The organism is uncultured Arcobacter sp., from assembly GCF_937982575.1.
Lineage (GTDB): Bacteria > Campylobacterota > Campylobacteria > Campylobacterales > Arcobacteraceae > Arcobacter.
The window spans coordinates 25,291-49,855 of sequence record NZ_CALJLR010000019.1; the positions used below are offsets into that span (position 1 = coordinate 25,291).

General features: G+C 28.4%; 25 protein-coding genes and 1 other RNA gene. 16 read left to right on the plus strand and 10 right to left on the minus strand.

All coding sequences use genetic code 11. The annotated features are described in order from the left end of the window. The first annotated feature begins 2 nt into the window (after positions 1 to 2). Positions 3 to 1,100, plus strand: coding sequence for a hypothetical protein (locus Q0617_RS11345; RefSeq protein ID WP_298753411.1), 1,098 nt, complete (start codon positions 3 to 5; stop codon positions 1,098 to 1,100). Here Q0617_RS11345 and Q0617_RS11350 read toward each other — a convergent pair. From Q0617_RS11350 to panB, 3 genes are read right to left on the minus strand one after another with little or no spacing between them, the layout of a single operon-like run. Then, a complete protein-coding gene (locus Q0617_RS11350; protein ID WP_298753412.1) occupies positions 1,097 to 2,164 on the minus strand; it encodes an AI-2E family transporter in 1,068 nt (355 codons plus the stop codon). The genes Q0617_RS11345 and Q0617_RS11350 overlap by 4 nt on opposite strands. Continuing rightward, entirely contained in the window at positions 2,161 to 3,177 is a 1,017-nt protein-coding gene (gene ruvB / locus Q0617_RS11355; RefSeq protein WP_298753413.1) for a Holliday junction branch migration DNA helicase RuvB, read from the minus strand. Before ruvB ends, Q0617_RS11350 begins: the two co-directional genes overlap by 4 nt. A 2-nt stretch (positions 3,178 to 3,179) precedes the next feature. Beyond that, the gene (gene panB, locus Q0617_RS11360; RefSeq protein ID WP_298753414.1) at positions 3,180 to 3,989 is read right to left on the minus strand and encodes a 3-methyl-2-oxobutanoate hydroxymethyltransferase; all 810 of its coding nucleotides are present in this window, start codon (positions 3,987 to 3,989) and stop codon (positions 3,180 to 3,182) included. Positions 3,990 to 4,151: 162 nt separating this feature from the next. Between panB and trpA the strand changes: the two genes are divergently transcribed. The 3 genes from trpA to Q0617_RS11375 are packed head-to-tail and all read left to right on the plus strand — an operon-like array spanning position 4,152 to position 6,006. Next, positions 4,152 to 4,892, plus strand: a complete 741-nt coding sequence (trpA, locus tag Q0617_RS11365) for a tryptophan synthase subunit alpha (protein ID WP_298753415.1) — start codon at positions 4,152 to 4,154, stop codon at positions 4,890 to 4,892. A 2-nt stretch (positions 4,893 to 4,894) separates the two neighbouring features. Then, the gene (locus tag Q0617_RS11370; protein WP_298753416.1) at positions 4,895 to 5,632 is read left to right on the plus strand and encodes an arginyltransferase; all 738 of its coding nucleotides are present in this window, start codon (positions 4,895 to 4,897) and stop codon (positions 5,630 to 5,632) included. 35 nt (positions 5,633 to 5,667) lie between these two features. Continuing rightward, positions 5,668 to 6,006: a hypothetical protein gene (locus Q0617_RS11375; protein ID WP_298753417.1), complete on the plus strand. Its 339-nt coding sequence runs from the start codon at positions 5,668 to 5,670 to the stop codon at positions 6,004 to 6,006. A gap of 16 nt (positions 6,007 to 6,022) precedes the next feature. Here Q0617_RS11375 and feoB read toward each other — a convergent pair whose 3' ends face one another. Continuing rightward, positions 6,023 to 8,140 (minus strand): ferrous iron transport protein B, encoded by a 2,118-nt coding sequence (gene feoB / locus Q0617_RS11380; RefSeq protein WP_298753418.1) that lies wholly within the window; start codon positions 8,138 to 8,140, stop codon positions 6,023 to 6,025. Beyond that, positions 8,128 to 8,364, minus strand: coding sequence for a FeoA family protein (locus Q0617_RS11385; protein WP_298753419.1), 237 nt, complete (start codon positions 8,362 to 8,364; stop codon positions 8,128 to 8,130). The genes feoB and Q0617_RS11385 overlap by 13 nt, the downstream gene beginning before the upstream one ends. A 139-nt stretch (positions 8,365 to 8,503) precedes the next feature. On the opposite strand from Q0617_RS11385, the gene Q0617_RS11390 reads away from it, so the two are divergent. Beyond that, entirely contained in the window at positions 8,504 to 8,950 is a 447-nt protein-coding gene (locus Q0617_RS11390; protein ID WP_298753420.1) for a Fur family transcriptional regulator, read from the plus strand. A gap of 94 nt (positions 8,951 to 9,044) precedes the next feature. Here Q0617_RS11390 and Q0617_RS11395 read toward each other — a convergent pair whose 3' ends face one another. The 3 genes from Q0617_RS11395 to Q0617_RS11405 form a co-directional block, all read right to left on the minus strand. Next, entirely contained in the window at positions 9,045 to 9,374 is a 330-nt protein-coding gene (locus Q0617_RS11395; RefSeq protein WP_298753421.1) for a DUF2325 domain-containing protein, read from the minus strand. A gap of 123 nt (positions 9,375 to 9,497) precedes the next feature. After that, positions 9,498 to 9,695, minus strand: a complete 198-nt coding sequence (locus Q0617_RS11400) for a hypothetical protein (RefSeq protein WP_298753422.1) — start codon at positions 9,693 to 9,695, stop codon at positions 9,498 to 9,500. Continuing rightward, the gene (locus Q0617_RS11405) at positions 9,696 to 9,992 is read right to left on the minus strand and encodes a hypothetical protein (RefSeq protein WP_298753423.1); all 297 of its coding nucleotides are present in this window, start codon (positions 9,990 to 9,992) and stop codon (positions 9,696 to 9,698) included. Positions 9,993 to 10,164: 172 nt separating this feature from the next. Here Q0617_RS11405 and Q0617_RS11410 point away from each other — a divergent pair, with 172 nt between their 5' ends. The 6 genes from Q0617_RS11410 to Q0617_RS11435 all read left to right on the plus strand — a co-directional run bounded on the left by Q0617_RS11410 (position 10,165) and on the right by Q0617_RS11435 (position 17,579). Further along, positions 10,165 to 11,568: a methyl-accepting chemotaxis protein gene (locus Q0617_RS11410; RefSeq protein WP_298753424.1), complete on the plus strand. Its 1,404-nt coding sequence runs from the start codon at positions 10,165 to 10,167 to the stop codon at positions 11,566 to 11,568. Positions 11,569 to 11,579: 11 nt separating this feature from the next. Next, positions 11,580 to 11,954: a response regulator gene (locus Q0617_RS11415; protein WP_298753426.1), complete on the plus strand. Its 375-nt coding sequence runs from the start codon at positions 11,580 to 11,582 to the stop codon at positions 11,952 to 11,954. After that, positions 11,955 to 13,670 carry a PAS domain-containing sensor histidine kinase gene (locus tag Q0617_RS11420; protein ID WP_298753427.1) on the plus strand — a complete coding sequence of 572 codons (1,716 nt, stop codon included), beginning with the start codon at positions 11,955 to 11,957 and terminating at the stop codon, positions 13,668 to 13,670. Between the two features lie 11 nt (positions 13,671 to 13,681). After that, positions 13,682 to 14,029 carry a DsrE family protein gene (locus tag Q0617_RS11425; RefSeq protein ID WP_298753428.1) on the plus strand — a complete coding sequence of 116 codons (348 nt, stop codon included), beginning with the start codon at positions 13,682 to 13,684 and terminating at the stop codon, positions 14,027 to 14,029. A gap of 121 nt (positions 14,030 to 14,150) precedes the next feature. Beyond that, positions 14,151 to 15,593 carry a DEAD/DEAH box helicase gene (locus Q0617_RS11430; protein WP_298753429.1) on the plus strand — a complete coding sequence of 481 codons (1,443 nt, stop codon included), beginning with the start codon at positions 14,151 to 14,153 and terminating at the stop codon, positions 15,591 to 15,593. A 75-nt stretch (positions 15,594 to 15,668) separates the two neighbouring features. Then, on the plus strand, positions 15,669 to 17,579 hold the full coding sequence (locus Q0617_RS11435; protein WP_298753430.1) for an ABC transporter substrate-binding protein: 1,911 nt from the start codon (positions 15,669 to 15,671) through the stop codon (positions 17,577 to 17,579). Positions 17,580 to 17,589: 10 nt separating this feature from the next. Here the strand turns inward: Q0617_RS11435 and ssrA are convergent. Further along, positions 17,590 to 17,984: a transfer-messenger RNA gene (ssrA, locus tag Q0617_RS11440) on the minus strand. A 143-nt stretch (positions 17,985 to 18,127) separates the two neighbouring features. On the opposite strand from ssrA, the gene Q0617_RS11445 reads away from it, so the two are divergent. The 5 genes from Q0617_RS11445 (at position 18,128) to ppk2 (Q0617_RS11465) (ending at position 22,809) form a co-directional block, all read left to right on the plus strand. After that, on the plus strand, positions 18,128 to 19,321 hold the full coding sequence (locus Q0617_RS11445) for a saccharopine dehydrogenase family protein (RefSeq protein ID WP_298753431.1): 1,194 nt from the start codon (positions 18,128 to 18,130) through the stop codon (positions 19,319 to 19,321). Between the two features lie 129 nt (positions 19,322 to 19,450). Then, positions 19,451 to 19,615: a rubredoxin gene (gene rd / locus Q0617_RS11450; protein ID WP_298753432.1), complete on the plus strand. Its 165-nt coding sequence runs from the start codon at positions 19,451 to 19,453 to the stop codon at positions 19,613 to 19,615. Then, a complete protein-coding gene (nspC, locus tag Q0617_RS11455; RefSeq protein WP_298753433.1) occupies positions 19,608 to 20,744 on the plus strand; it encodes a carboxynorspermidine decarboxylase in 1,137 nt (378 codons plus the stop codon). The genes rd and nspC overlap by 8 nt, the downstream gene beginning before the upstream one ends. 19 nt (positions 20,745 to 20,763) lie before the next feature. Further along, positions 20,764 to 21,687: a polyphosphate kinase 2 gene (gene ppk2 / locus Q0617_RS11460; RefSeq protein WP_298753435.1), complete on the plus strand. Its 924-nt coding sequence runs from the start codon at positions 20,764 to 20,766 to the stop codon at positions 21,685 to 21,687. 3 nt (positions 21,688 to 21,690) lie between these two features. Continuing rightward, positions 21,691 to 22,809 (plus strand): polyphosphate kinase 2, encoded by a 1,119-nt coding sequence (gene ppk2 / locus Q0617_RS11465; protein WP_298753436.1) that lies wholly within the window; start codon positions 21,691 to 21,693, stop codon positions 22,807 to 22,809. Between the two features lie 2 nt (positions 22,810 to 22,811). Here the strand turns inward: ppk2 (Q0617_RS11465) and Q0617_RS11470 are convergent, their stop codons facing one another. Continuing rightward, positions 22,812 to 24,509, minus strand: a complete 1,698-nt coding sequence (locus tag Q0617_RS11470; RefSeq protein ID WP_298753437.1) for a VWA domain-containing protein — start codon at positions 24,507 to 24,509, stop codon at positions 22,812 to 22,814. Between the last annotated feature and the right edge of the window lie 56 nt (positions 24,510 to 24,565).

The following is a 24,565-nucleotide window of genomic DNA, read 5'->3' on the forward strand; positions in this document are numbered from 1 at the left end:
ATATGACTAGTAGAGCTGGATTAATCATTAAAAATGACTCCCCTTATATGGAGCTTTTCAAGAGTAAAACACTGATTTCATACACTCAAAAGATATTAGAAAATCCAATTGATATATTATTAGATGATTCTTGGATTACTAGAATATTTGATTGGGCAGATGAAAATAAAATTGATGAATTGCACTATATAAATAAAGGCTTTAATAGTAAATATCCAAGAGGTTTGCCAAGAAATAAGAAAGAACTCTTGGAATTAGAAGAGTTAAACTTATCAAAATATAACTTGACATATTTGCCTCGTGAAATATGTAATTTAACAAAATTAAAAAAACTTCATTTATATAAAAATAGATTGAGATTTATTCCAAAAGAGATTAATAATTTACAAAATTTAGTTGAATTGAGTCTTTCTAAAAACAATTTATCTAGATTGCCAGATGAAATTTGTGAACTTGAAAACTTAGAAGTTTTAGCTCTATTTGAAAACTCAATTGCGTCGCTTCCTACTAAAATTGGCGATTTGAAGAATTTAGTAAAACTAAATCTTTTAGGAAATGAATTAAGAATATTGCCAAGTAGTATTTGTAATTTGGAAAAGCTAGATAGTCTTAGCGTCTTTAACAACAATTTAGAATATTTACCAAATGATATTGGAAATCTCAAGAATCTTACTGAATTATTAGTAAATCACAATTATTTAGTCGAACTACCACAAAGTGTTGGAAATTTAGAAAAACTAAGAGTATTATGGTTGTATGAAAATAGATTAGAAGAGCTTCCATCAAGTATTGGAAATTTAAAAGAATTAACAGATCTTTGGATATATGGAAATTATTTAAAAACTATTCCAAATGAGGTATCATCTTTGTCAAATTTAAAAGAACTATGGTTATCAAATAATTGCTTAATTGCTTTACCTGATAATTTAGATAAGCTAATAAATTTAAAAGAGTTTAACCTCTCAAATAATAAAATATCTCATCTTCCTTGTGAATTAGCCAGTCTTAAAGATTTGACTTGGCTAGAGGTAGATAAAGGGGTTTCTTTATCAAATAACTTTGATGAATTTATACAAAAAAGTGTACTTAGTTTTAATTAAATAGTTTTCTTTAAAGTATTGATATCATTATTTTGTGCATCAGTTGAAAACTTTTTTAATAGTTGAACTATTGATATAAAAAAGGTAACCATTGCGGGTCCAATAATCATACCCCAAAATCCAAATGTAGATAACCCAGCAATTATAGAGAAAAAGATTAATAGTTCATTTATATTTGCTTTTGTTTTTACTACTCTTAAGTTTATGTATTTAATTATAACAGGCTTAATAAATGTATCTGCAACAATAGATATTATAATAATAGAATATAAAGCAATAATAAGTGCATTTGTAGAAGAGACTGTAAAACCTTCATATATTGCTATAGGAAGCCACATTATTAGTCCTCCAACAACAGGAATCAAGGAAGCAAATCCATATAAAACTCCAAGTAATATTCCATCATAACCAAAAAATGAAATGAATATTCCAAATAAAAATCCCTCTAATATTGCAGTTGCTAAAATAGAATATAAAACAACGCTCATTACAGTAGATGATTCGAAGAATAGGGCACTTGCATCCTCTTTTTTTAGAGGTAAAACACTTTTTAAATAGCTTGTTAATTGTGCTGAATAAAAATTAAAGAAGAAATAAAATACCAAAATTAGAACCATATCAAGTATAAATTTTGCAGAATTTTTACCTAAGTTTGCTCCAAAAGATAGCAAGTTTTGGATTAACTCTTTTATATTGATTTTATCAATAAAGTCCATCAAATGCTCTTTTACAATAACAAAATCATTTGGTAAAAGTGCAACCCAAGACTCAAATTTTGTCAACATCTTAGCTAGTGCTTGTTGGTCAATATTATTTATTAGAGTTGCAAATGAAAATAGACAATATAATAAAGGAATAAAAAATACAAAGGTTAAAAATAGTGTCATTACGAGCGATGAAATAAATTTACTAGGAATTTTTGCAGTTATGTATGTACCCATAGAATTTGTAGCAACTGCAAGTAAAAGTGCAACAATCATTGCTTTTAAGTAGGGGCTAAATAACTCAAATAAGAAATATAGAGTTATTGCTCCAATTACTATTAAAAAATATTGTGGTTTCAAAATAGTTTACCTTCACTTTTAGGAGCTGTAAGTCTAAAGAGTTCATATGTTTTTACACTAGCAATTCTTCCCCTTGCAGTTCTTTCTATATATCCATTTGCAAGTAGGTAAGGCTCTATTGCATCTTCTATAGTACCTTCATCTTCACTAAGTGCTGCTGCAATAGTAGAAAGACCCATGGGTTTTCCTTTGTTTGTAACAAGTAGTTCTAAAAGGTTAATATCCATCTCATCAAAACCTGTTTCATTTACACCTAGTTCATCAAGGGCATAGTTACATCTAGCTAATTTAATTAATTGTTCATTTTCAACTTCTGCAAAATCTCTCACACGTCTAAGTAGTCTCAGAGCAATTCTAGGTGTTCCTCTACTTCTTCTGGCTATTTCTAAACTAGCATCATTATCACACTCTTTATCTAGTTTTACACCGGCTTTTTGAATAATTTTTGATAATTCAAGATGGGTGTAAAATTGCATTCTAAAATGCATACCAAATCTCTCTCTTAAAGGGTTTGATAACATTCCAGCTCGCGTAGTTGCACCAATGAGTGTAAATCTTGGAAGATCGATTTTTACAGTCTGTGCTGCTGGTCCACTTCCAATTATGATATCAAGTCTATAGTCCTCCATAGCAGGATAAAGTATCTCTTCAACTGCAGGGCTTAGACGATGTATCTCATCTATAAAAAGGATATCTCCCTCATCAAGGTTTGTTAAAATTGCAGCTAAGTCTCCTGATTTTTCTATCATGGGACCAGCTGTAATTTTTATATTTGAGTTCATCTCATTTGAGATTAGATATGAAAGAGTTGTTTTACCAAGACCTGGTGGTCCATAAAATAGGATGTGGTCAAGGGCTTCAGCTCTTTTTCTACTTGCATCTATAAAAACTCTTAGGTTTTTTTTGATTTTTTCTTGACCAATATAGTCATCCCAAGAAGATGGTCGTAAACTTACTTCCGTACTTTCATCTTCAAAAGATATTTGTTCTACATCTACTAATCTATCATCCACTTTTAGTATTCCTCATCTTTACTTGGAAAAGATTTGTTTTGTACATCAGTTCTATAGTTTGATGTAGCTTCTTTTACAAGGCTAGCACCATCTAAATAGTGTCTTACAAATTTTGGTTTAAACTCTTCAAAAAATCCTAACATATCAGACCATACTAAAACTTGACCATCAGTATCTTTACCAGCACCTATTCCTATTGTGGGAATAGAAACAGCTTGGGTAATCTCTTTTGCAACATCACTCATAACACCTTCAATTACTATACAAAATGCACCAGCTTTCTCAATAGCAATTGCATCACGAATAAGTTGCTCTTTATCTTCTTTAGTTTTACCTCTTACTTTATAGCCACCTTCACTTCTTACATATTGAGGCATAAGCCCAATGTGTCCCATAACAGCAATAGAGTTTTTTGTAAGATGTTCAACTATACTAGCTCTATCTTCTCCACCTTCTATTTTTATTGCAGCTGCATTTGTCTCTTGATAAACTCTTACAGCATTTTTAAGGGCTTCATCTTTGTTTATATAAGTTCCAAAAGGCATATCAAGTACAACAAAGGCTTTTTTTGCACCTGTACAAACAGCGTTTGTATGGTAAATCATTTGTTCTAGTGTTGCTGATAAGGTATCCGGTTTTCCAGCAAAACTCATATTTAAACTATCCCCCACTAAAATAATATCTGCAATCTCTTCAAAAAGTTTTGCAAATAGGGCATCATAGGCTGTTATCATTGTCAATTTTTTATTATTTTTAGCTTTTTTTATTTTTGTAATATTCATCTTCTCAAAATCATTTTTAATAATACTCACTGAATAATCCTTGAAATTTATAAGTAATAATTGTATCTAAAATATCCTTTTTTTTGAAAAATTGAGAAAAGTTAAATGGCGTGATTAAATACTTTTCTCATATCTATGCAAGATAAAATTAGATAAAATAATCTAAAATTAATATTTTATTAGGATAATATTTTGAAAAAACTTGTTGGATATATTACATCATCACTACCTGAAAATAATTTTACAGTAGATTTAGCACTCTCTATGGGGCAGGCTGGTGTTGATATTTTAGAATTAGGTATACCTTTTTCAGACCCTGTTGCAGATGGTCCAGTAATCGAAAAAGCAAATTTAATTGCTTTAGAAAATGGTTTTAAATTAAAAGATTTATTTGAAGTATCTGCAAAAATAGCACCAGAGATTAGAACATTGTGGATGGGATATGCAAATCCATTTTATCATTTGGGTGTAGAGCAGTTTTTTACAAAAGCACAAGAGTGTGGAGTAAAAGGTGCAATTATTCCTGATTTACCATATGAAGAAGCACTTAAATATCAAAATTTAGCTAAAGAATATAATCAATCTTTAATCTCATTCGTAGCTCCAACACATGATGAAGCAAGGATAAAAAAAGTTGTTGAAAACTCTAGTGAATTTGTTTATTTGGTTGCTTATGCAGGTATTACAGGTAGTGGACAAGCAGAAGACTTGACAACTATCATAAAAAATGTTAAAAAATATACACAAACACCATTATATATTGGTTTTGGAGTTGATGAAAATACAGCAAAAGAGAAAGTAAAAGGTGTAGATGGCGTAATTGTTGGCTCTGCCTTTGTAAAACATTTGATAGATGATAGTTTAAGTAATAGTGAAAAAATTAAAAAAATAACTGCAATAGCAAAAGAGATAAAAGAAAAAATAAACGAGTAGTAATGCAATTAATAAACGATGAAGTAGAATTTGTTGAGAATAACAAAGATTGTTCTTATTTTGATGATGAAATATCTGATATAAGATATAGATACTTAAAGAACTGTACGCCAGAAGATTATCAAAACATGCTTGAGCATGGATGGAGAAGATTTGGTAGAATGCATTTTGTTCCAGAGTGTAAAAATTGTACAAAATGTATAAGTATTAGAATTGATGTGGCAAACTATAAATTTTCTAAATCAGAAAAACGAGTATTGGCAAAAAATAAAGATACAAAAGTCTATATTCAGCCTCCGTCAATCTCAATTGACCATTTAAATTTATATGACAAATACCATAAATATATGAATGATAAAAAAGCATGGCCATATTCTCCAATAGAGCCAATAGAGTATAGCAGGTCATATGTAGAAGGAAAAGCATCTTTTACAAAAGAGTTTTTATATATGCGAGACGATAAACTAATAGGTGTTGCATTAACAGATATTTTACCAAACTCTATTTCATCCATATATTGTTTTTATGATCATGATTATGAAAAATTATCAATTGGAAAATTTTCCATATTGGCACAAATAAAAGTTGCAAAACAGCTAAATATACCATATATTTATTTGGGTTATTGGATAAAAAATCATTTTTCTATGGGATATAAAGAAGCATTCACACCTTTTGAAGTACTAGAAAATAGGGCCTCTTTAGATGAGGACACTATTTGGAGTAAATATAAGGTATAATAAAACTGTATTGCACGATTATTTTAAGGATAAAAATGAAAAAAATATTATTAACTGCATTCCTGATAATCTCATCTTGTCTTGGAAGTGATTATATTGGTAGCGAAGTTGATTGTTTAGTTATAAAAGAAGAAAACTCAATTATTTGTAAATATATGACAGAGCGATCAATCGAAGATAAATTTGTAACAATGGAATGGATTAATCCAGAAGGTGAAGTATCAAGAACTAGAAAAGTTCTTTTCCCGTCAGGTCATGGTTCTGTTTATGATTTTAGATATTTAAGTGGCAGAGAAATGGGTGTTTGGAATTTCAGAGTAATAGATAAAGATCAAGTTTTTAATACAACTTTTGAAATTAAAGAAGAAGAGTAGTTACGTAAAAAATATTTTACATAACCACTTTTGCGATATTATAAGTTATAAAAGATAAAACCCACGCTGTACTTGTTGTAAAAATAAAAAGATAAACTAAATACTTCCACCCTCCAGCTTCCCTTGCAAAAACCATTGATGCCGCTAAACAAGGTATATAAATCATTACAAACATTATAAATGAAAGTGCTGATGTTACTGGTATATTATTTTTAATCTTATTAAGTAGTGTTTCACTCTCTTCTGTTAACTCATCCCCTAAACCATAAAGAATTCCTAAAGTAGAAACTACTATTTCTTTAGCTGCTAAACCAGTCTCTAGTGCTACTGTCATTCTCCAATCAAAACCTAAAGGTTCAAAAAATGGTTGTGAAAACTTTCCTACAATTCCTAAATATGAGTTTTCCAAATTATACTGAACTAAACTATTTTCTAAAGCTTGTTTTTTTGTTTCATCTTCTGTTTGTTCTATTTGGGTATTGATTTTTGCTTCATACTCTTCATGTTTTGGATAGTTTGAAGCAAACCAAATAAGAACAGATGCAGCTAAGATATATGTCCCTGCTTTTTTTAGATACATTAAAGCTTGATTTGAAACAGTATGCCAAACAAGTTTCATAGTTGGCAATCTATATTTTGGCATCTCCATTACAAAAGGTTCATCTTCACTTTTGAAAACTGTTATCTTTAAAAGTTTAGCTGCAAAAAGACCTAATATAGCCCCTGTGATATATATTAAAAAGAGGATATTACCAGCATTTTCACCTCCAAAAAAAGCCCCTGTAAAAAGTACATATATTGGAAGCCTAGCCCCACAAGACATAAATCCAATAATAAACAAGGTCAATAGTCTATCTCTATCATTTTTAAGTGTACGGGCAGCCATGTAAGCTGGAACAGAACATCCAAATCCAGTAACTAAAGGAATAAATGACTTCCCATGAAGTCCAAATTTGTGAAAAAATCCATCAAGTAAAAAAGCAACTCTACTCATATAACCAGTTGTTTCAAGTAATGCAATTCCAAAAAATAGTATTACAATATTTGGCACAAATAAAATCACTGCTCCAACACCTGCAATAATTCCATCACCAATTAAAGATGAGAGCTCATTTTCTCCAAGTATATTTTTTGTTCCATCAATAAGGGAGGCAAAAAAAGAGTCAATGATATCCATTGGTATGCTACCTAGTTCAAAGGTAAGTTGAAAAAGTCCCCACATAAAAAATAAAAATATAGGGATACCTAAAATTTTATTTATTAAAAATGAGTCTATTTTAGAACTTAAGTCTTTTTCATACTCTTTTTTTGAAGTTATAACTTCTTGTGTTGCACCTCTTGCAAAGGCATTTTTCTCATCGGCAAATATCTCATCTAAATCTTTTGTATTATAGTGTAAGTAAATATGTTCAAATGCTTCATTTAGCAAAGGTTGAAGTTCTATCCAAATGGGTTCATCATGAAACTTTAAAAAAGTCTTTTTATCTTCTTGTAAAAGTTTTATTGCTACTTCTCTATAGTGAACATCACTTTTATATTTTTTTTCTATTAAAAGTGTTTTTATATTTGATATCTCTTCTTCCATTACATTAGAAAAAATTAGTTTAGATTCAAATTTAGGAGAATTATATTTTTCAATTAAAGTTTTTATTAAAGTATCTATTCCCGTTATATTTTTAGCAGATGTTTTTACACATGGTTTTCCAATGATTTTACTTAATTGATTTTCATCTATAACTAAGCCTTCATAATCTGCTTCATCACTCATATTTAAGGCAATAACCATTTTCTTATCTAAGGCTAATAATTCTGTAGTTAAGTATAAGTTTCTTTCTAAATTAGTAGAGTCCAGGACATTTAAAATAATGTCATAATCCCCCTTTTCAAGGTAGCTTTTAGTGACTTTTTCTTCAATTGTATATTCATTTAAAGAGTATGAGCCAGGTAAATCTGTAATTTGGAAAAGATAATCATTGTATTTAAATTCTATTTGCTTTTTTTCAACTGTTACACCAGAAAAATTTCCAACTTTTAATTTTGAATTGGAAATCGAATTAATAAGCATCGATTTTCCAACATTTGGCTGCCCTACAAGGGCAATTTTTATTAATTTATTTTCATCTAAATTTCGCATTCACTTCTTTCTACTTCGATGGTTTTTGCTTCATTTATTCTAAGAGCTATTTTAGTACTATGTAGTCTAATTTCGATTGTATTTTTTGACATGGTTTGTTCTATTACATAAATAGTTGCACCTTTTGTTATTCCAAAAGAGTTTAATCTTGATTTTAAAACTTGTGCTGCAGTTACTTTTGTAATGATTCCACATTCGCCTTTTTGTAATTCACTTAAATTCATATTTCCTCTTTATTTAAGACATAAGTGCATATTGTATTCCAGAGTAATTAAATAAGTACTTAAGTGATACTAATTATCAGTTTGATTTTTTTAATTTAATTTGTTATACTCTTATGTTTAAATCAAAAGGATATTACAGATGAGCAAAGACAATAAATTTGACGATATTAAAGATGAATTAAAAAAAATAGTTAAGCAAAGAGGATTAAAATATACAGAACAAAGAGAAATTGTTCTTGAAGTTCTTTTAAAAGCAAAGGGGCATTTAACTGCAGAAGAGGTTTACCATGAAGTAAAACTTGCAAATCCTGACTCAAATATAGGTATTGCAACTGTTTATAGATCTCTGTCTTTTTTAGAAGAAGTTCATTTAATTACTTCTATTACTTTTGGAACTGATGGAAAAAAATATGAATCAAACTCTAAAAAACATCATGACCATCTTATCTGTGTAAGTTGTGGCAAAATAATTGAATTTATGGATGAAGAAATAGAGAAAAAACAAGAGAAAATTGCAAAAGATAATGGCTTTAAAATTACAAGTCATGTAATGCAACTTTTAGGTAATTGTTCTAATTGTCAATAATATTTAAGGATTTCCCTTAAATATTACTCTATAGACTGTAAGTATAAGTTATGCTTTATAGCTTTTTTTAATTTTTCTATATTTTTAATTATTTTCATTTTTTTGCTTCACAAACTTTATCACAATTTTCACAATTGCTTGCATCAATCATTTTTTTGTATTCGTCATGAACACAAGTAGATGAATGCTTTGTACAAATATATGGAATATTTTGTTTTTTTGCTATATTTTTATATTTATGCATAACATTATGGTTTAAAAATGAAGTTAACATAATAATACAATCTGTATTTTGTGGAATCTTTTTCTTTGGTGCAGATGATTTTTTTCTTGCATCCCAGTGCTTAACAGAACTCACCCCTAGTTCATGTAATGTGGATATAATGGTTGATATTTTATCCCCTCCAATAACTAAAACACTCATGATATTTCCTTTAATTTTAAGTTTATTTTCAAACAATATTTTTGTTTTTGATAATAATTATTAAAATACTATAGAAAGTAAACTTAAATTAATGTTAATATTGATAGTTGTTATCAGTAAAGATTATTCTTCATCACAATTTTTTGTGCAATATCCAAAAATAAGAGTTCTTATTACAAAAAAAACAATGGCAATAAGGATTACTATTCCTACGAATTTCTCAGTAGCAATAATATCTAAGTACTCCAAGAAAATCCCAGTTAGAATTACTAAGATATAAAATATTAGTACTCGTTTATCTTCTGGGATTAAAAAAAACATCTATTTTCTTGAAGGAATATATTTAAAGAATATAAAGATAACAAATAGCATTGCAAAAAGTATTGCAAATGATTGTGCACTTAAAATCATCTCAGGCTCAGTCCCACCACGTTGATAATCTTTATTCATAAATAAAAATGTTGTTGATAAAAGCATAAATGATGCTGTAATAACTGAGATTAGATGTGTAAATATTTTGTGTAGTTTTGTTTTATAAAAATCAAAAACCATTTTCCATGTTAATCCCGCTGCTAAGAATGTAATTATTAGTATTATTATTTGATCACTGTTTTTCATTAATTATTTAACCCCTTTGATGTATAAAGAAAAATTATAGCTAAAATTTTTTTCATTAAACTAAAATGTCAAAATATAATAGAAAAACAATGACAGAAGTATAAAATAGGCATTTTATACTTATTAAACTAAGTTTACTTTTGCTATTATTTTTGCAATATAGGAGATAATAATGTTTTTTGGTAACAGTAAAGAAAAAGATTTAGAAATTGCTAAATTAAAAAAAGAGGTAGAAGAGTTAAATAATAGTTTAAACTCTCAAAAATCCCAGTTTGAATCACTTCAAAGAGAAAATGAAGATAAACATAAAAATGAAATAGAAAATCTACAAAAAAAATTAGAGATTTACAAAAATATTTCTAAATCTTCATATGAAGAGGGGCTTATTGCATTTGATAAAAATATGAATGAAATCTTTAAAAATGATAGAGCAGCTTCGCATATTGAAGATAGCTCTTTAATAGTAAACGCAATAACTGAAGGGGCATCTACAATAGTGCTAGGTGATTGTGAAGCAAAAATAACATTTCAAAAATTTGATAATGTAAATATTGCAATACTTACAAAAGTATCAATAAAAGATGCAGAAAATAGCTCTATTACTAAATATAATAGTGAAAATATTGGAAATGCCTTAACTTCTACCCAAACAGTTTATGTTAGTTTATTAGATGACTTAAGCTCGATGATGACAGAATCAAAAGAGACAGCTGATGGCTCACACCTTGGTCTTAATTTAACACAAAGTATTGTAAAAGATACAGCAAGTATACAAAATCATATTCAATCAGAAAATACTATGGTACATAATCTTGTGGAAAATAGTAAAAATATTTCATCGGTTATAACCATGATAGAAGCAATTGCTTTTCAAACAAATATTTTATCACTTAATGCTGCAGTTGAAGCAGCAACTGCAGGAGAAGCAGGTAAAGGATTTGCCGTAGTTGCACAAGAGGTTAGAAATCTAGCAACAAGAAGTGCAGAAGCTGCAAAAGAGATAAAAAGTGTAGTTGATTTAATTCAAAATGAGACTGTAAATATAAAAAATAGTTCAGACCAAATTGCAAAATCTGTAGATGAAACAAAATCAAGAGTAGATGAACTAATTAAGTTAATGAATGGTTTTGAGAAAAATTCTAGCCGGTCTGTTTTTGAAGTGGAAAGTATTAGTAATAAAATTTTCATTAATCTAGCAAAATTAGATCATATTATTTACAAAAATAATTTATATAAACTACTGTTTGGTGAACCAAACGGCTTTAATGGAGTAGATCACCATAATTGTAGACTTGGTAAATGGTATGAAAATGGACTTGGAAAAACAGAATTTAGCTTTGTTAAATCATATAAACAACTAGAACCTTACCATAAAGCTGTACATGACAATGCAAATGAACTTGCAACAGAGTGTTCTAGTAAAGATGAAATATGTACAACAGAAGTTATCGAGAATAAAATACAAAAAATAGAAGAAGCAAGTGCTGGTGTATTTGAGTATTTAGATAAAATTTTAGAAGAAAAAAATGAACACCTAATGCATGATGCTGCTAATAAATTATTTGAAAAAAAATAAAAGGATAGATAATGAATGATAAAATTTATAATATAGCTATTGTTGATGATACACGAGAAATAATTGATATGTTACAAAAGTCTCTGTCAAGAAGTAAAAAGTATAATATCTCTACTTATTCTAATCCTCTTACTGCTATTGATAATATTGACTCTAAGATAGATGTAGTCTTTTTAGATATTGTTATGCCACAAATGGATGGACTTGAAGCTTTAGATAAGATAGTCAAAAAGAATCCTGGAATAAAAGTTATTATGATGACTGCAAGTTCAACTCTTGATAGAGTTTTAAAAGCCCACAAAAATGGAGCAACTCATTATATAATGAAGCCATTTAGCTCTATGGAAAATATTGAGAAAAAGTTAGAAACTGTTTTAAGTGCATAAATGTTAAATATAATTTCTACTTTTTTTATTTTTTTATTTTTAGAATTAGTCATATATACTAGTTTAATTTATAATCAAAACTTACATATAAATAGTGTTTTAGAAAATACTTTAGCCAGTGACTATAAAGAGTTTAAAGTTATAAAAGAGTTTTTTTCAGAAGATATTGACAAAAAAATTTATAATAAGTTTCGTAAGATCATTTTACTAAATTCAGTAAAAGATATTCATAACTATTTAGAATATGAAAAAAGACTGCTAACACTTTCTTCAATATTTACAGATGAAGAACAGTTATACTACTTGAAAAAAACTGAAGTATTTAATGCAATTAAATATGCACAAAAAGATATTCTTTTATTTGAAAGAGATAAAAAAGTAGTATCAATATCTTTAATTCCTTATTATGATATAAAAAGAGATTTAAACTATTTTATAGAGTTTAATAATCAAGCAGGAATTTACGATATGAAATATAGAACAAAGATATTGTTTTTTGTTCTTTCAATCTTGATTTTAATTTTAATTGCACATGCATATTATGTGTATAATATAAAAGCAAGACTTGCTCTAAAAAATGAAGAGTATAAAAATCTGTTAGATGTTATGGATAAATATATTCTAATGACAGAGACAGATAGAGATGGGATAATAACTCATATCTCATCTGCTTTTAGTGAGATTACTGGTTATGGAGAAAATGAATTAATAGGAAGACCTCACAGTATAATAAGACATCCTGATATTCCAAAAAGTGTTTTTAAGGATATGTGGGAAAGTTTACATTCTGGAAAGATTTGGAAGGGTGAGCTTAAAAATATTGATAAGTATGGACATACATATTGGGTTGATGGAACAATTGTTCCAAAATATGATAAAGACATGAATATAAGTGGTTTTATCTCATTTCGAAAAGATATCACAGATAAAAAAAGATTGGATGATATAAATAGTGAACTTAAAAAACAAATTGAAAAAAATATTAATGAAATGGAAGTTTTAGATTCCAATTTAGTTCAACAATCTAAAAAAGCACTAATTGGTAATTTGGTTGATATTATTGCACATCAGTGGAAACAGCCTTTATCTATAATGTCTTTATATGCTATTGATTTGAGTGAGAGTGTAAAACATGGTGAGATGAATCAAGCTTATGCTGATGACTTATCAGGAAAGATACAAAGACAAATAACTCACTTAGCATCTACTTTAAATGGATTTAGAACTTTTTTTAATCCAAGTGATACTTATGATAAATTTACTCTATATGAAAATCTACAAAATGTTTTATTGTTAGTTGATGATGAGCTAAAAAATAATCAAATCGATGTAAAAATTGATGGTAATAAAGATATTCAATTATATGGCATATCAAATGAGTTTCAACATATTTTTCTTAATTTTATTAGTAATTCAAGAGATGCTTTTATCGAAAATAGCATAAGCAATAGAAAAATAATGATACTATTTTTTAAAAAAGATGAGAATATAGAAATAGATTATTTTGATAATGCAGGTGGAATAAAAGAGAATATTCTTCATAAAATATTTGATTTAAACTTTACTACAAAACCAATAGGTTTAGGTACAGGTGTTGGAATGTATGCAACAAAACTTATTGTGGATAAACTTGGTGGTAAGATTAGTGTTAAGAATTATAATGATGGTGTTAATTTTAAAATTATTCTTCCAAATAAAGATAGAAGAAATAAATAAAGATTATAAATATGGCAAAAGAGAATCTTTTAATTGTAATTTCAACTGATAATCTAGATACAATATTGAAATTTCCTTTTTTATATGGTGGTGTTTCTTTACCTCGAGAGTATTGGAAAAGAGTTCATATTATGTTTTGGGGAGCTTCAATTAAAACCCTTAAAAATGAAACTGCACTACAAGAAAAAGTAAAAGAACTTTTAGAAGTTGGCGTTGAATTTAGTTCTTGTATTGTATGTGTTGAGGAATATGGAGCAGTTGAACAATTAGAAAGTTTAGGGATTATTTGTAATCACACAGGAGAACTTTTAACTACTGCTTTAAAAGATGACAAGCATTGGGCTATGTTTACAGTATAAAAGTTTGATTTATATGCTATAATATACAAAATAAAATATATTACTCACAGATTGACTCAGTTTCTAGTAATTCTTACGAAAAACCAACCAACAAAACAACATATATTTACAAAAGGTATTTATGACATTTAAAGAACTTGGTTTAATTGAACCATTATTAAAAGCAATTAAGGATAAAGGTTATACAAAACCAAGTCCTATACAAGAGCAGGCTATTCCTGTTATTTTAGACAAACATGATGTTTTAGCAGGTGCTCAAACAGGTACTGGTAAAACTGCAGGATTTACACTTCCATTATTACAATTATTAAGTAGCAAAACTTCAAAAAATACAAAGCCAAATATTAAGGCTTTGATTTTAACACCCACAAGAGAATTAGCAGCTCAAGTTGCACAAAGTGTTGATGATTATGGAAAATATCTTCCTATAAAAACAGCAGTTATTTTTGGAGGAGTTGGAATAAATCCCCAAAAAGCACTTTTAAGAAAAGGTGTTGATATAGTAATTGCAACGCCAGGAAGGCTTTTGGACCATATAGAACAAAATACAATTGATATATCACATGTTGAATGTTTTATCCTTGATGAAGCAGATAGAATGCTTGATATGGGTTTTATAAGAGATATTAGAAAAGTCCTTGCTCTTTTACCAGCTCATAGACAAAACCTTCTATTTTCAGCAACATTTTCTGACGAGATTAAAAAATTATCAGATGGAATATTAAACAATCCAAAGTTAATAGAAGTAGCTAGAAGAAACACTTCTTCTGAAATGGTTTCTCAAGTTATTCACTTAGTGGATAAAGATAGAAAAAAAGCACTTTTATCAAAACTTATAAAAGAGGGTAATTGGAAACAAATACTTGTTTTTACAAGAACAAAACATGGAGCAAATAAATTAAGCCAGCAATTAGAACTTGATGGAATTAGTGCTACTGCAATACATGGTAATAAATCTCAAGGTGCTAGAACAAAAGCTTTGGCTGATTTTAAAGCAGGTGCTGTAAGAGTACTTGTGGCAACAGATATTGCAGCACGTGGAATAGATATAGACCAACTTCCCCATGTGGTTAATTTTGAGTTGCCAAATGTTGCTGAGGATTATGTTCATAGAATCGGAAGAACAGGAAGAGCAGGAAATGAAGGAGAAGCTGTATCTTTAGTATGTGTTGATGAACATGACTATTTAAAAGGTATAGAAAAATTAATCAAAACTTCAATAAAAAAAGTTGTAATAGAAGGTTTTGAAGTAGACCCTAGAATAAAAGCTGAACCTATTAAAGCAGGTGGAAATAGAGGAAGAAACAATTCATCATCTAGAAATTCGCCTAAAAAAACTGATACAAGAGCTCCAAGAGATAACAGAAATAAAGATAAAAAACCTTTTAGAAAAGATAATGAATCAAAAAATACTCAAGAAAATAGAAAGTCTAAATTGAGTAATGAAGGTAAAAAATTTAAAGAATCTTCAAATAACTCAAAGTTTGGCTCAGCTAAACCAAACTCTTCAAGAGTAGATAATAGACAAAATAGACAACGAAAACCAAGAGTTCAAAAGGATTAATCCCTTTGAACTCTTAAAAAAAGTGGAAAAATAATAAAAATATTGATATACTAATGTTATAAACAAGGGCAATTCATGAAAAAGATACTCTTACTATTAACTTTTTTTTCACTTCTTTTATCTGCTAATAATAAAAAAATAACACTTCAACTTAACTGGCTAAATCAATTTCAATTTGCAGGATATTATATTGCTAAAGAAAAAGGATTTTATAATGATGTAGGGCTTGATGTAGAAATTAAAGAATTTACTTCTACTACTAATTTAGTTGATGATATTAAAACAAACAAAGCTGATTTTGCAGTTGGTCGATCTTCTTTATTAGTTGAGAGAGAAAATGGTGAGGATGTTGTTGCCTTGGGTGCAATTTTTCAAGAATCACCTTTGATGCTTTTAGTAAGAAAAGATGCAAATATAAATAGTGTTCAAGATTTAAGAAATAAAAAAGTTATGATTACACCTGATGCTGTTTTTTCTGCATCTTTATTGGCAATGTTAAGTGCAAATAACTTAAAAAATAGTGATTATATCGTACAAAAACACTCTTTTGATATAAATGATTTAATAGTAGGAAAAACTGATGCGATGGCATCATATTTATCAAATGAACCAATAGTATTAAAAGATAAAGATATAGATTATAAAATATTTCATCCAAGTGATTATGGGTTTCATTTTTACAGTGATATACTTTTTACTTCTTCAAAATTTATAAAAAATAATCCAAAAATTACAAAAGACTTTTATGAAGCAAGTATAAGAGGCTGGGAATATGCATTTAAGAATAAAACTGAAGCAGCTGAATTAATATATAAAAAATACAATACGCAAAATAAATCATACATACATCTTATAAAAGAAGGTGAGATTTTAGAAAGATTAGCTTATTCTGATAATGAAGGTATAGGTTATCTTGATAAGAATAAACTAGAAAATATCTATAACGTTTTTAAACTATTTGGTTTAGTAAAGGAAGAGATTAATATAGACGAGTTTATCTATGATGAAAATCCTCGTAAGATGATGACTATAGAAATTTCTAAAAGAGATCAAAAGCTAACTATGTTTTTTATACTTTCATTAATTGTAGTTTTTTTGCTAATTATCTATTTTTTAAATAAAAGTAGACGTATCAAAGAGCTACTTCATATAGTAATAAACTCTACTGATGATTTGATTTTTTATAAGGATAATAAATTTAGATATTTAGGCTGTAATAAGAGTTTTGAGAAGTTTTGTGGTAAAAAAGAGTCTGAGATTATAGGTAAAAATGATTTTGATATTTTTGAAAAAGAGTATGCACAATTATCTTATGAAAAAGACAAAGAGGTACTTAGTAAAAATAAATTATTGGTAAATAATGAATGGGCAAAAATAGAAAACTCTAATATACTATTGCAAACAAAAAAGGTTCCTTTCAAGTATAAAAAAAGTAAAAATGAAGGTATTTTAGGAATTAGTAGAGATATAACTGAACTACATGAAGTATATCAAAAATTAAAAAAACAAGCATATCGTGATGAATTGACATCAGTTTTTAACAGAAAAGCATACAATGAAAGAATAGAAGAGAAGTTTGATTTATATAATAGATACAAAAGTAAATTTTGTATGGCCATGTATGATATTGATGATTTTAAAGTCATAAATGATACTTATGGTCATGATGTAGGGGATAAAGTTTTAGTGGAAATGACAAAAGAGATAAAAGACAATATAAGAAAAACAGATTTAATCTTTAGAGTTGGTGGTGAAGAGTTTGTTATAATTTTTCCTAAAACATTAATAGATGAAGCCTATGTAGTCACAGAAAAAATAAGAGAAGCAGTTTCTAAAATGAATATGGTTAATAATAAAAAAATTACAATTAGTATAGGTATTACGGAAGTAAAAGATAACGATACTCCAACTTCTATTTATGAAAGAATAGATAAGTTAATGTATGTATCTAAACATAGTGGGAAAAACCAAACTTCTAAGGATTGATTTAGATTTTTTGTGGAGATGTGGAGAATTGAACTCCAGTCTTAAAACAGCTACTACCAGCGTCTACATGTTTAGTAAAAGGTTGAAGAATTTCACTTTACAACAACTCAACCTGCAAGGCATATTGTGAAGCTAAGATTTTAAATGTCTCAAAATAGTCAAATCAACTCTAAAATGATAATCTATCTAGGGTGAATCTCCGTAATACTACATAGATAGAATCTGTAGTGGAAACCTCCAAAGTCTCAAGCCGTTAGGCGAGTCTGTGTTTAACTTATGCTACTTTAGCGTAAGCTGGAGCGTAATTTGTATTATTTGCGTCTAAAAAAAATGAACCGTATAACGGCGTGTTCAGGCCGACATGCAACCAATCCTCACTGCTCTAATCGATACCAAGTCATCCCCATATCGAAGAGGAGAAGTATAGCTTAAATTTCTTTAAAGAGAATTTATTTTTTGTAATTAAATTTTAACCAAATTTTGGTAACCTTGTTGTTCTTTAACTATTATTTTAATATAATAATACAATTTTAAAATTAGAGGTTTTTATGAAAAAAGGTATATTAATTATTGGTGCTGGTGGGGTTAGTCGAGTTGCAACTGTAAAGTGTGCGATGAATATAGATACATTTGAGAAAATTACATTAGCTTCAAGAACTATTTCAAAATGTGAATCAATTAGAGATGACATTTTAAAAAATCAAAATGTAGAAATCTCTGTAGCTTCTGTAGATGCTGATAGTGTTGATGATTTAGTAATACTTATTGAAAAAGTTAACCCAAAGTTAGTTTTAAATGTGGCATTGCCATATCAAGATTTAACAATCATGGACGCTTGTACAAAATGTGGTGTTGATTATGTGGATACTGCAAATTATGAACATCCAGATGTTGCAAAATTTGAATACAAAGAACAATGGGCAAGAAATGATCAGTTTAAAGATGCTGGAATTATGGGATTATTAGGTTCAGGATTTGACCCAGGTGTTACTGGCGTATTTTGTGCTTATGCTCAACAAAATCTTTTTGATGAAATCCACTATATTGATATAATGGATTGTAATGCAGGTGATCATGGATATCCTTTTGCTACAAACTTTAATCCAGAGATTAACCTTAGAGAAGTATCTGCAAATGGTAGGTATTGGGAAAATGGCGAGTGGATAGAAACAAAACCTTTAGAAATAAGAGTTGACCATGATTATCCTGAAGTTGGTGTAAAGCCATCATATCTTTTATATCATGAAGAGTTGGAATCACTATCTAAAAATATAAAAGGTCTTAAAAGAATCAGATTTTTTATGACATTTGGCGATTCTTATATTCAACATATGAATTGCTTACAAAATGTAGGAATGCTTGGAATTGAACCTATTATGCACAAAGGTGTAGAAATTATTCCAATAGAGTTTTTAACTACATTATTACCAGACCCTTCAAGCTTAGGACCAAGAACTGTTGGAAAAACAAATATTGGATGTATCATAGAAGGTATAAAAGATGGTAAGCCAAAAAAAGTTTATATCTATAATATTTGTGATCATCAAGAGTGTTATAAAGAGACAGGAGCACAAGCTGTAAGTTATACTACAGGAGTTCCTGCAATGATTGGTTCTAAATTACTTTATAAAGGTATTTGGAAAAACAAAGGTGTATTCAACATCGAAGAGTTTGATGCAAAACCATTTATGGATGAGTTAATGGAACAAGGTCTTCCTTGGAAAATTGTTGAGTTAGAATAAAACATTTTAAAAAGTAATTCGTTACTTTCTTTAGGTTTTGCTTCTTTAGATGGAATTTATTTCCATCGATAAAAGAAGTTAAAGATTATGGTTCCCCTTGAAAAATGGGACATTTTTAAAGGAAAAATTATGCAAAAATATATCTGTACAGTGTGTGATTACATATATGACCCAGCTCTTGGCGATGAAGATAGTGGAATAGCTGCTGGTACTGCATTTGAAGATCTTCCAGAAGATTGGGAGTGTCCAGATTGTGGTGTAAGTAAAGAAGACTTTGAGCCTTATAATGAGTGATATTGTTAATTCTTTTGAAGAACTACCAAGTCCTTGCTTTGTATGTGAAGAAGAACTTTTAAAGAAAAATCTTGAACTTTTAAAAAAAGTTCAAGATGAAGCGGGAGTGAAAATTTTACTTGCTCTAAAAGGCTTTTCACTCTATTCTACTTTTGGTTTATGCAAAGAGTATCTGCAAGGGTGTTGTGCATCAGGATTACATGAAGCACTACTTGCTTCTAAAGAGTTTGGAAGAGAAGTTCATACTTATTCACCTGCTTTTAAAGAAGAAGAAGTGGATGAGATAGTATCCATATCAAATCATATAGTTTTTAATTCAATGGCACAATTAAAGAAGCTTGAACATAAAGCTATAGGAAAAACATCAATTGGACTTAGAGTTAATCCTGAGTTCTCTTCTGTTGAAGTTGATTTGTATAATCCTTGCGGAGCATTTTCAAGATTAGGAATCACAAGAAAAAACTTTGATAAAAATGCAATCGAAAATGTTGATGGACTTCATTTTCATGCACTTTGCGAACAAAATGTTGATGCTTTAGAGGGTGCTTTAAATAATTTTGAAGAAAAATTTGGTGAATTTTTACCTCAAATGAAGTGGGTAAATTTTGGTGGTGGTCACCATATTACAAGAGAGGATTATGATGTAAATGGCTTGATATATCTTCTAAAAGAGTTTAAATTAAGATACCCTCATTTAGAAGTATATTTAGAACCAGGTGAAGCTGTAGGATGGAGAACTGGATATTTAGTTGCAACAGTTTTGGATATAGTAAATAACGGTATGGATATAGCTATTTTAGATACTTCTGCAGAAGCTCATATGCCAGATACACTTGCTATGCCTTACAGACCAGATATAAAAAATAGTGCTGAAATAGATGTTAAAAAACACAATTATAGGCTTGGCGGTAATACTTGCCTTGCAGGGGATATTATAGGGGATTATTCGTTTGATGAGCCTTTGAAAGTTGGAGATAAGATAATCTTAGAAGATATGATACATTATACGATGGTAAAAACTACAACTTTCAATGGAATTAAGTTGCCATCTATTGCAATAAAAAAAGGGGATGGTTGTTACCAAATTGTAAAAAACTTTGGTTATAATGAATATAAATCAAGACTATAAATACAAAAAGGTTATAAACATGGGACAAAAACGCTCAATAATTGAAGATGAATTTAGGGATGAAGAAGAAATTGATACCCATGAGAGTTTAAAACATAAATCTAAAAATTTTAAAAGAAAAAGAAAAGAGTTAAAACAAAAAGGTAAAAAAGTTCAAATATGGGTCAAAAAAGAGACCTTAGAGTATGAAAAAGAACTCACTTTATTACAAATAGAATTGTTAAAGTTTCAAAACTATGTAAAAGATCAAGGCTTAAAAGTTTTGATGCTTTTTGAAGGAAGAGATGCTGCTGGAAAAGGTGGTACAATCAAAAGAATTGCAGAACATTTAAATCCTAGGGGTGCAAGAATTGTAGCATTAGGAAAGCCAGGTGACATAGAAAAAACACAGTGGTATTTTCAAAGATACACTCAACATCTTCCAAGTGCTGGTGAAATAGTTCTTTTTGATAGATCTTGGTATAACAGAGGTGGTGTTGAGCCTGTTATGGGATTTTGTACGACAGAAGAACATCATGAGTTTTTAAGAGAGGTCCCAGAGTTTGAAAAGATGATTGTAAAGTCTGGAATAATTTTATTTAAGTTCTATTTTTCTGTTTCAAAAAAAGAACAAGCAAGAAGATTTAAAAAAAGAGAGATAGATCCGCTAAAACAGTTTAAACTCTCTCCTGTAGATAAAGAGTCACAAAAACTTTGGGATAATTATACAACGGCTAAGTTTTCTATGCTAATGGCTTCTAATACTGACATTGCACCATGGACAGTTATTAGAAGTGACAATAAAAAACTAGCTAGATTAAACTGTATTAAATATATATTGTCAAATGTTAATTATCCAGAAAAAGTTGAGTCAAACATATTTGAAGTAGATAAAGACTTCGTAAATACAGGAACACAAGAGATAGAATATATGGAAAAAGAAAACAAATTTGCAAAGGTATAATAGATGAATTTAAACGATTTTGAGAAGACAGATTATAATGGTTTATATATTTCTAAAGTAGCTCACGTTACTTTTGGAAAAAAATATGTAGCTAGATTTCAATACAATAAAAAAAGATATGTAAAAGTTTTGGGGTACTCAAAAAAAGATAATATTACAAAAAGAGATGCAATATCTCTAATGAATACTTATAAAGAGACTATTATTGCTACACAAGAAGAACCAAAAATAGAAATAAAAAATGAAGACCAATCAATAACAAACAAAGAGTATGAAAAGCTATTATCTCAAAATAAAGAGATGAAAGAGATACTTGGAAATTATAAAACTCTTGATAAAAATATTATGAAAAGTGGTATCAAAAAGATTTATGAGTTAGAAGAGCTTAAGCATTATCAAATTGAGCTAATAAAACTTCAAAATTATTTAGAAAAAGAGAATAAAAGAATGATTATTCTTTTTGAAGGAAGAGACGCATCTGGAAAAGGTGGGGCAATCAGAAGAATCACAAGATATATGAATAATAAACACTACAGAATAGTTGCTCTTGGTAAACCTAATGATACACAAAGAAATCAGTGGTTTTTCCAAAGATATATTCAGCATTTTCCAACAGGTGGTGAGATAGTTTTATTTGATAGATCTTGGTATAACAGAGCTATGGTTGAACCAATATTTGGATTTTGTACACATGAAGAACATGAAATCTTTATGGAAGATGTTGTTAATTTTGAGCAAGATTTAGTAAGACAAGGAATGATTCTAATTAAACTATATTTTTCAGTTTCAAAAGATGAACAAAAAAGAAGATTTGATAGAAGAATCAATGATCCACTTAGACAATGGAAGTTTTCAGAAGTAGATATGCAAGCTCAGGATTTATGGGGTGAGTTTTCAGAGAAAAAATACGAAATGCTAAGACGAACAAACTCAAGAAGTGCACCTTGGCATATTGTTAGAAGTGATGATAAATTTTTATCTAGAATTGAAGCTATGAAAATCATACTAAATTCAGTAGACTATGATGGTAAAAACTATGCTATTAACTTTGAAGGAAATGAAAAAATCAATATTTCAGTACAAAGAGAGTTGATGCAAATGAGAAAATCAGCTAACTACTAATATCACCAAGGAGATGAAGAACTATTTTCAGAATTGTTCTTTGTTTCCACTTTTTTTAAAAGAATAGGAGTTTTTTGATTTTTTAGTAAATTTAGCCATTTCTTTTCCTCTTTATTTGATAATAAATCTTCATTTATTTTACTTTGGGAAGCCTCTTTATTATCTTTCTTTTCATTACTTTTACTATCTTTACTCTTTTTATTATTAGTACTATTTTCTTTATTTTGTTTAGATTTCTCTTTGTTATTACTATTATTTTTATTTTCTTTATTTTCTTTTTCTTGTTTATTGTTTTTATTGTCTTGCTTTTGTTTTGAATCTTTATTCTGCTTGTTTTCTAAAGCTTTTTTAACAAGTTCCAAATTCTCTTTTGTCTGTTTATCATCTTTTATTTTTAAAGCATTTTCATACATTTTTTTAGCACTATTTAAATCATTGAGTTTTACATAGGTATTGCCCATATTGTGCAACTTCTTAAACTCCAAAGAATCATCACTTGTGGTAATATCTTTATACATTTTTAAAGCACTTTCATATTTCTTTTCTTTATATAATGAGTTGGCAAAGTTATATTTACCTTCATTTGTACTTATAAAATCTTTAAATTTATTTGATGAGGTAGCATAGTCTTTACTGTTGTATGCCTTTGTTGCTTCTTTTATAGTATTAAAATCTAAAATTGAGGCATTTGCATCAATATTGCATAGCCCTATTAACAAAACTGAGGCTTTAGTAAATGATTTGATACTTGGCAGTGAAGAAAAAGCAATTAAAAGTATAAAAAGTGCAAATCCAAGAGGGTAATAAAAAAGTTCAGTATAAATTTTTTGTTTTTTTACTTCCATGCTTATCTTTTTTGTTTTTTTAGAAATATCATTGATTATTGAGTTTATATCATCATTGTTTAGAGTATAGTTGGTATATCCTGCTTGTGTATTTAAGCTAAGTTTTTTAATATTTTCATTTAGTTTTACCATTGCAATATTGCCATCTATGTCATTTAGATAACCATCTTTTGTAGGTATTGGTGTAGGGTCATTTGTTGCTATTGTAATAGTATAAATATTAAGGTCATTTTTGTTTGCATACTCTATTTCTTCTTGATATTCATTTGCATTTCCACCATCACTTAGAAGAAGAATATTTTTAGATTTATAATCTTTTAATAATTTATTTGAAGCCTCTAGTGCTGAAAAGATATTTGAACCATTACTTATGTTTAAATTATAGTCAAAATTCTCTATTAAAAAATTTAGTGATAAAAAATCATTTGTTAAAGGCGACAAGATAAAAGAGGATTCCCCAAAAATAATAATTCCAATTGATAGTTGTTTTGAGGATTTTATTAGGTCCAATATCTTCTTTTTTGCCATTTTTAATCTACTAGGATAAACATCTTGTGCCAACATTGATTTTGAGGCATCAATTGCAATAACAATAGGAATTAACTCTTGCTGTATATTTTGTTCTTTTTCATTACTAACAGGTCTAGAAAGGGCAATTATCATAAATATAAGAGAAATAAATAGTAAAATATTTCTACTTTTTTTTGTTAATTTTGAACTTGAAATTGTGAGTTTATTTAAAACATTTTGATTGAATATTTTTTCAAATTTACTCTTTTGTGTAATAATCAAAAAAAAGAGTATTAAACTTGGAATTAGCATAAGAAAAAGTACATTAGGGTATAAAAATTGCATTGTTACTCTTTGTGTGTAGATTTGATTAAAAATTTATTTTATATAAGCCTTAGTAA

What these genes read in the sequence shown, in the direction of transcription:
- Q0617_RS11345 (WP_298753411.1), top strand. Translation starts at nt 3, where the DNA reads ATGACTAGTAGAGCTGGATTAATCATTAAAAATGACTCCCCTTATATG.
- Q0617_RS11370 (WP_298753416.1), top strand. Translation starts at nt 4,895, where the DNA reads ATGCAATTAATAAACGATGAAGTAGAATTTGTTGAGAATAACAAAGAT.
- Q0617_RS11375 (WP_298753417.1), top strand. Translation starts at nt 5,668, where the DNA reads ATGAAAAAAATATTATTAACTGCATTCCTGATAATCTCATCTTGTCTT.
- feoB (WP_298753418.1), bottom strand. Translation starts at nt 8,140, where the DNA reads ATGCGAAATTTAGATGAAAATAAATTAATAAAAATTGCCCTTGTAGGG.
- Q0617_RS11385 (WP_298753419.1), bottom strand. Translation starts at nt 8,364, where the DNA reads ATGAATTTAAGTGAATTACAAAAAGGCGAATGTGGAATCATTACAAAA.
- Q0617_RS11390 (WP_298753420.1), top strand. Translation starts at nt 8,504, where the DNA reads ATGAGCAAAGACAATAAATTTGACGATATTAAAGATGAATTAAAAAAA.
- Q0617_RS11395 (WP_298753421.1), bottom strand. Translation starts at nt 9,374, where the DNA reads ATGAGTGTTTTAGTTATTGGAGGGGATAAAATATCAACCATTATATCC.
- Q0617_RS11400 (WP_298753422.1), bottom strand. Translation starts at nt 9,695, where the DNA reads ATGTTTTTTTTAATCCCAGAAGATAAACGAGTACTAATATTTTATATC.
- Q0617_RS11405 (WP_298753423.1), bottom strand. Translation starts at nt 9,992, where the DNA reads ATGAAAAACAGTGATCAAATAATAATACTAATAATTACATTCTTAGCA.
- Q0617_RS11410 (WP_298753424.1), top strand. Translation starts at nt 10,165, where the DNA reads ATGTTTTTTGGTAACAGTAAAGAAAAAGATTTAGAAATTGCTAAATTA.
- Q0617_RS11415 (WP_298753426.1), top strand. Translation starts at nt 11,580, where the DNA reads ATGAATGATAAAATTTATAATATAGCTATTGTTGATGATACACGAGAA.
- Q0617_RS11420 (WP_298753427.1), top strand. Translation starts at nt 11,955, where the DNA reads ATGTTAAATATAATTTCTACTTTTTTTATTTTTTTATTTTTAGAATTA.
- Q0617_RS11425 (WP_298753428.1), top strand. Translation starts at nt 13,682, where the DNA reads ATGGCAAAAGAGAATCTTTTAATTGTAATTTCAACTGATAATCTAGAT.
- Q0617_RS11430 (WP_298753429.1), top strand. Translation starts at nt 14,151, where the DNA reads ATGACATTTAAAGAACTTGGTTTAATTGAACCATTATTAAAAGCAATT.
- Q0617_RS11435 (WP_298753430.1), top strand. Translation starts at nt 15,669, where the DNA reads ATGAAAAAGATACTCTTACTATTAACTTTTTTTTCACTTCTTTTATCT.
- Q0617_RS11445 (WP_298753431.1), top strand. Translation starts at nt 18,128, where the DNA reads ATGAAAAAAGGTATATTAATTATTGGTGCTGGTGGGGTTAGTCGAGTT.
- rd (WP_298753432.1), top strand. Translation starts at nt 19,451, where the DNA reads ATGCAAAAATATATCTGTACAGTGTGTGATTACATATATGACCCAGCT.
- nspC (WP_298753433.1), top strand. Translation starts at nt 19,608, where the DNA reads ATGAGTGATATTGTTAATTCTTTTGAAGAACTACCAAGTCCTTGCTTT.
- ppk2 (WP_298753435.1), top strand. Translation starts at nt 20,764, where the DNA reads ATGGGACAAAAACGCTCAATAATTGAAGATGAATTTAGGGATGAAGAA.
- ppk2 (WP_298753436.1), top strand. Translation starts at nt 21,691, where the DNA reads ATGAATTTAAACGATTTTGAGAAGACAGATTATAATGGTTTATATATT.
- Q0617_RS11470 (WP_298753437.1), bottom strand. Translation starts at nt 24,509, where the DNA reads ATGCAATTTTTATACCCTAATGTACTTTTTCTTATGCTAATTCCAAGT.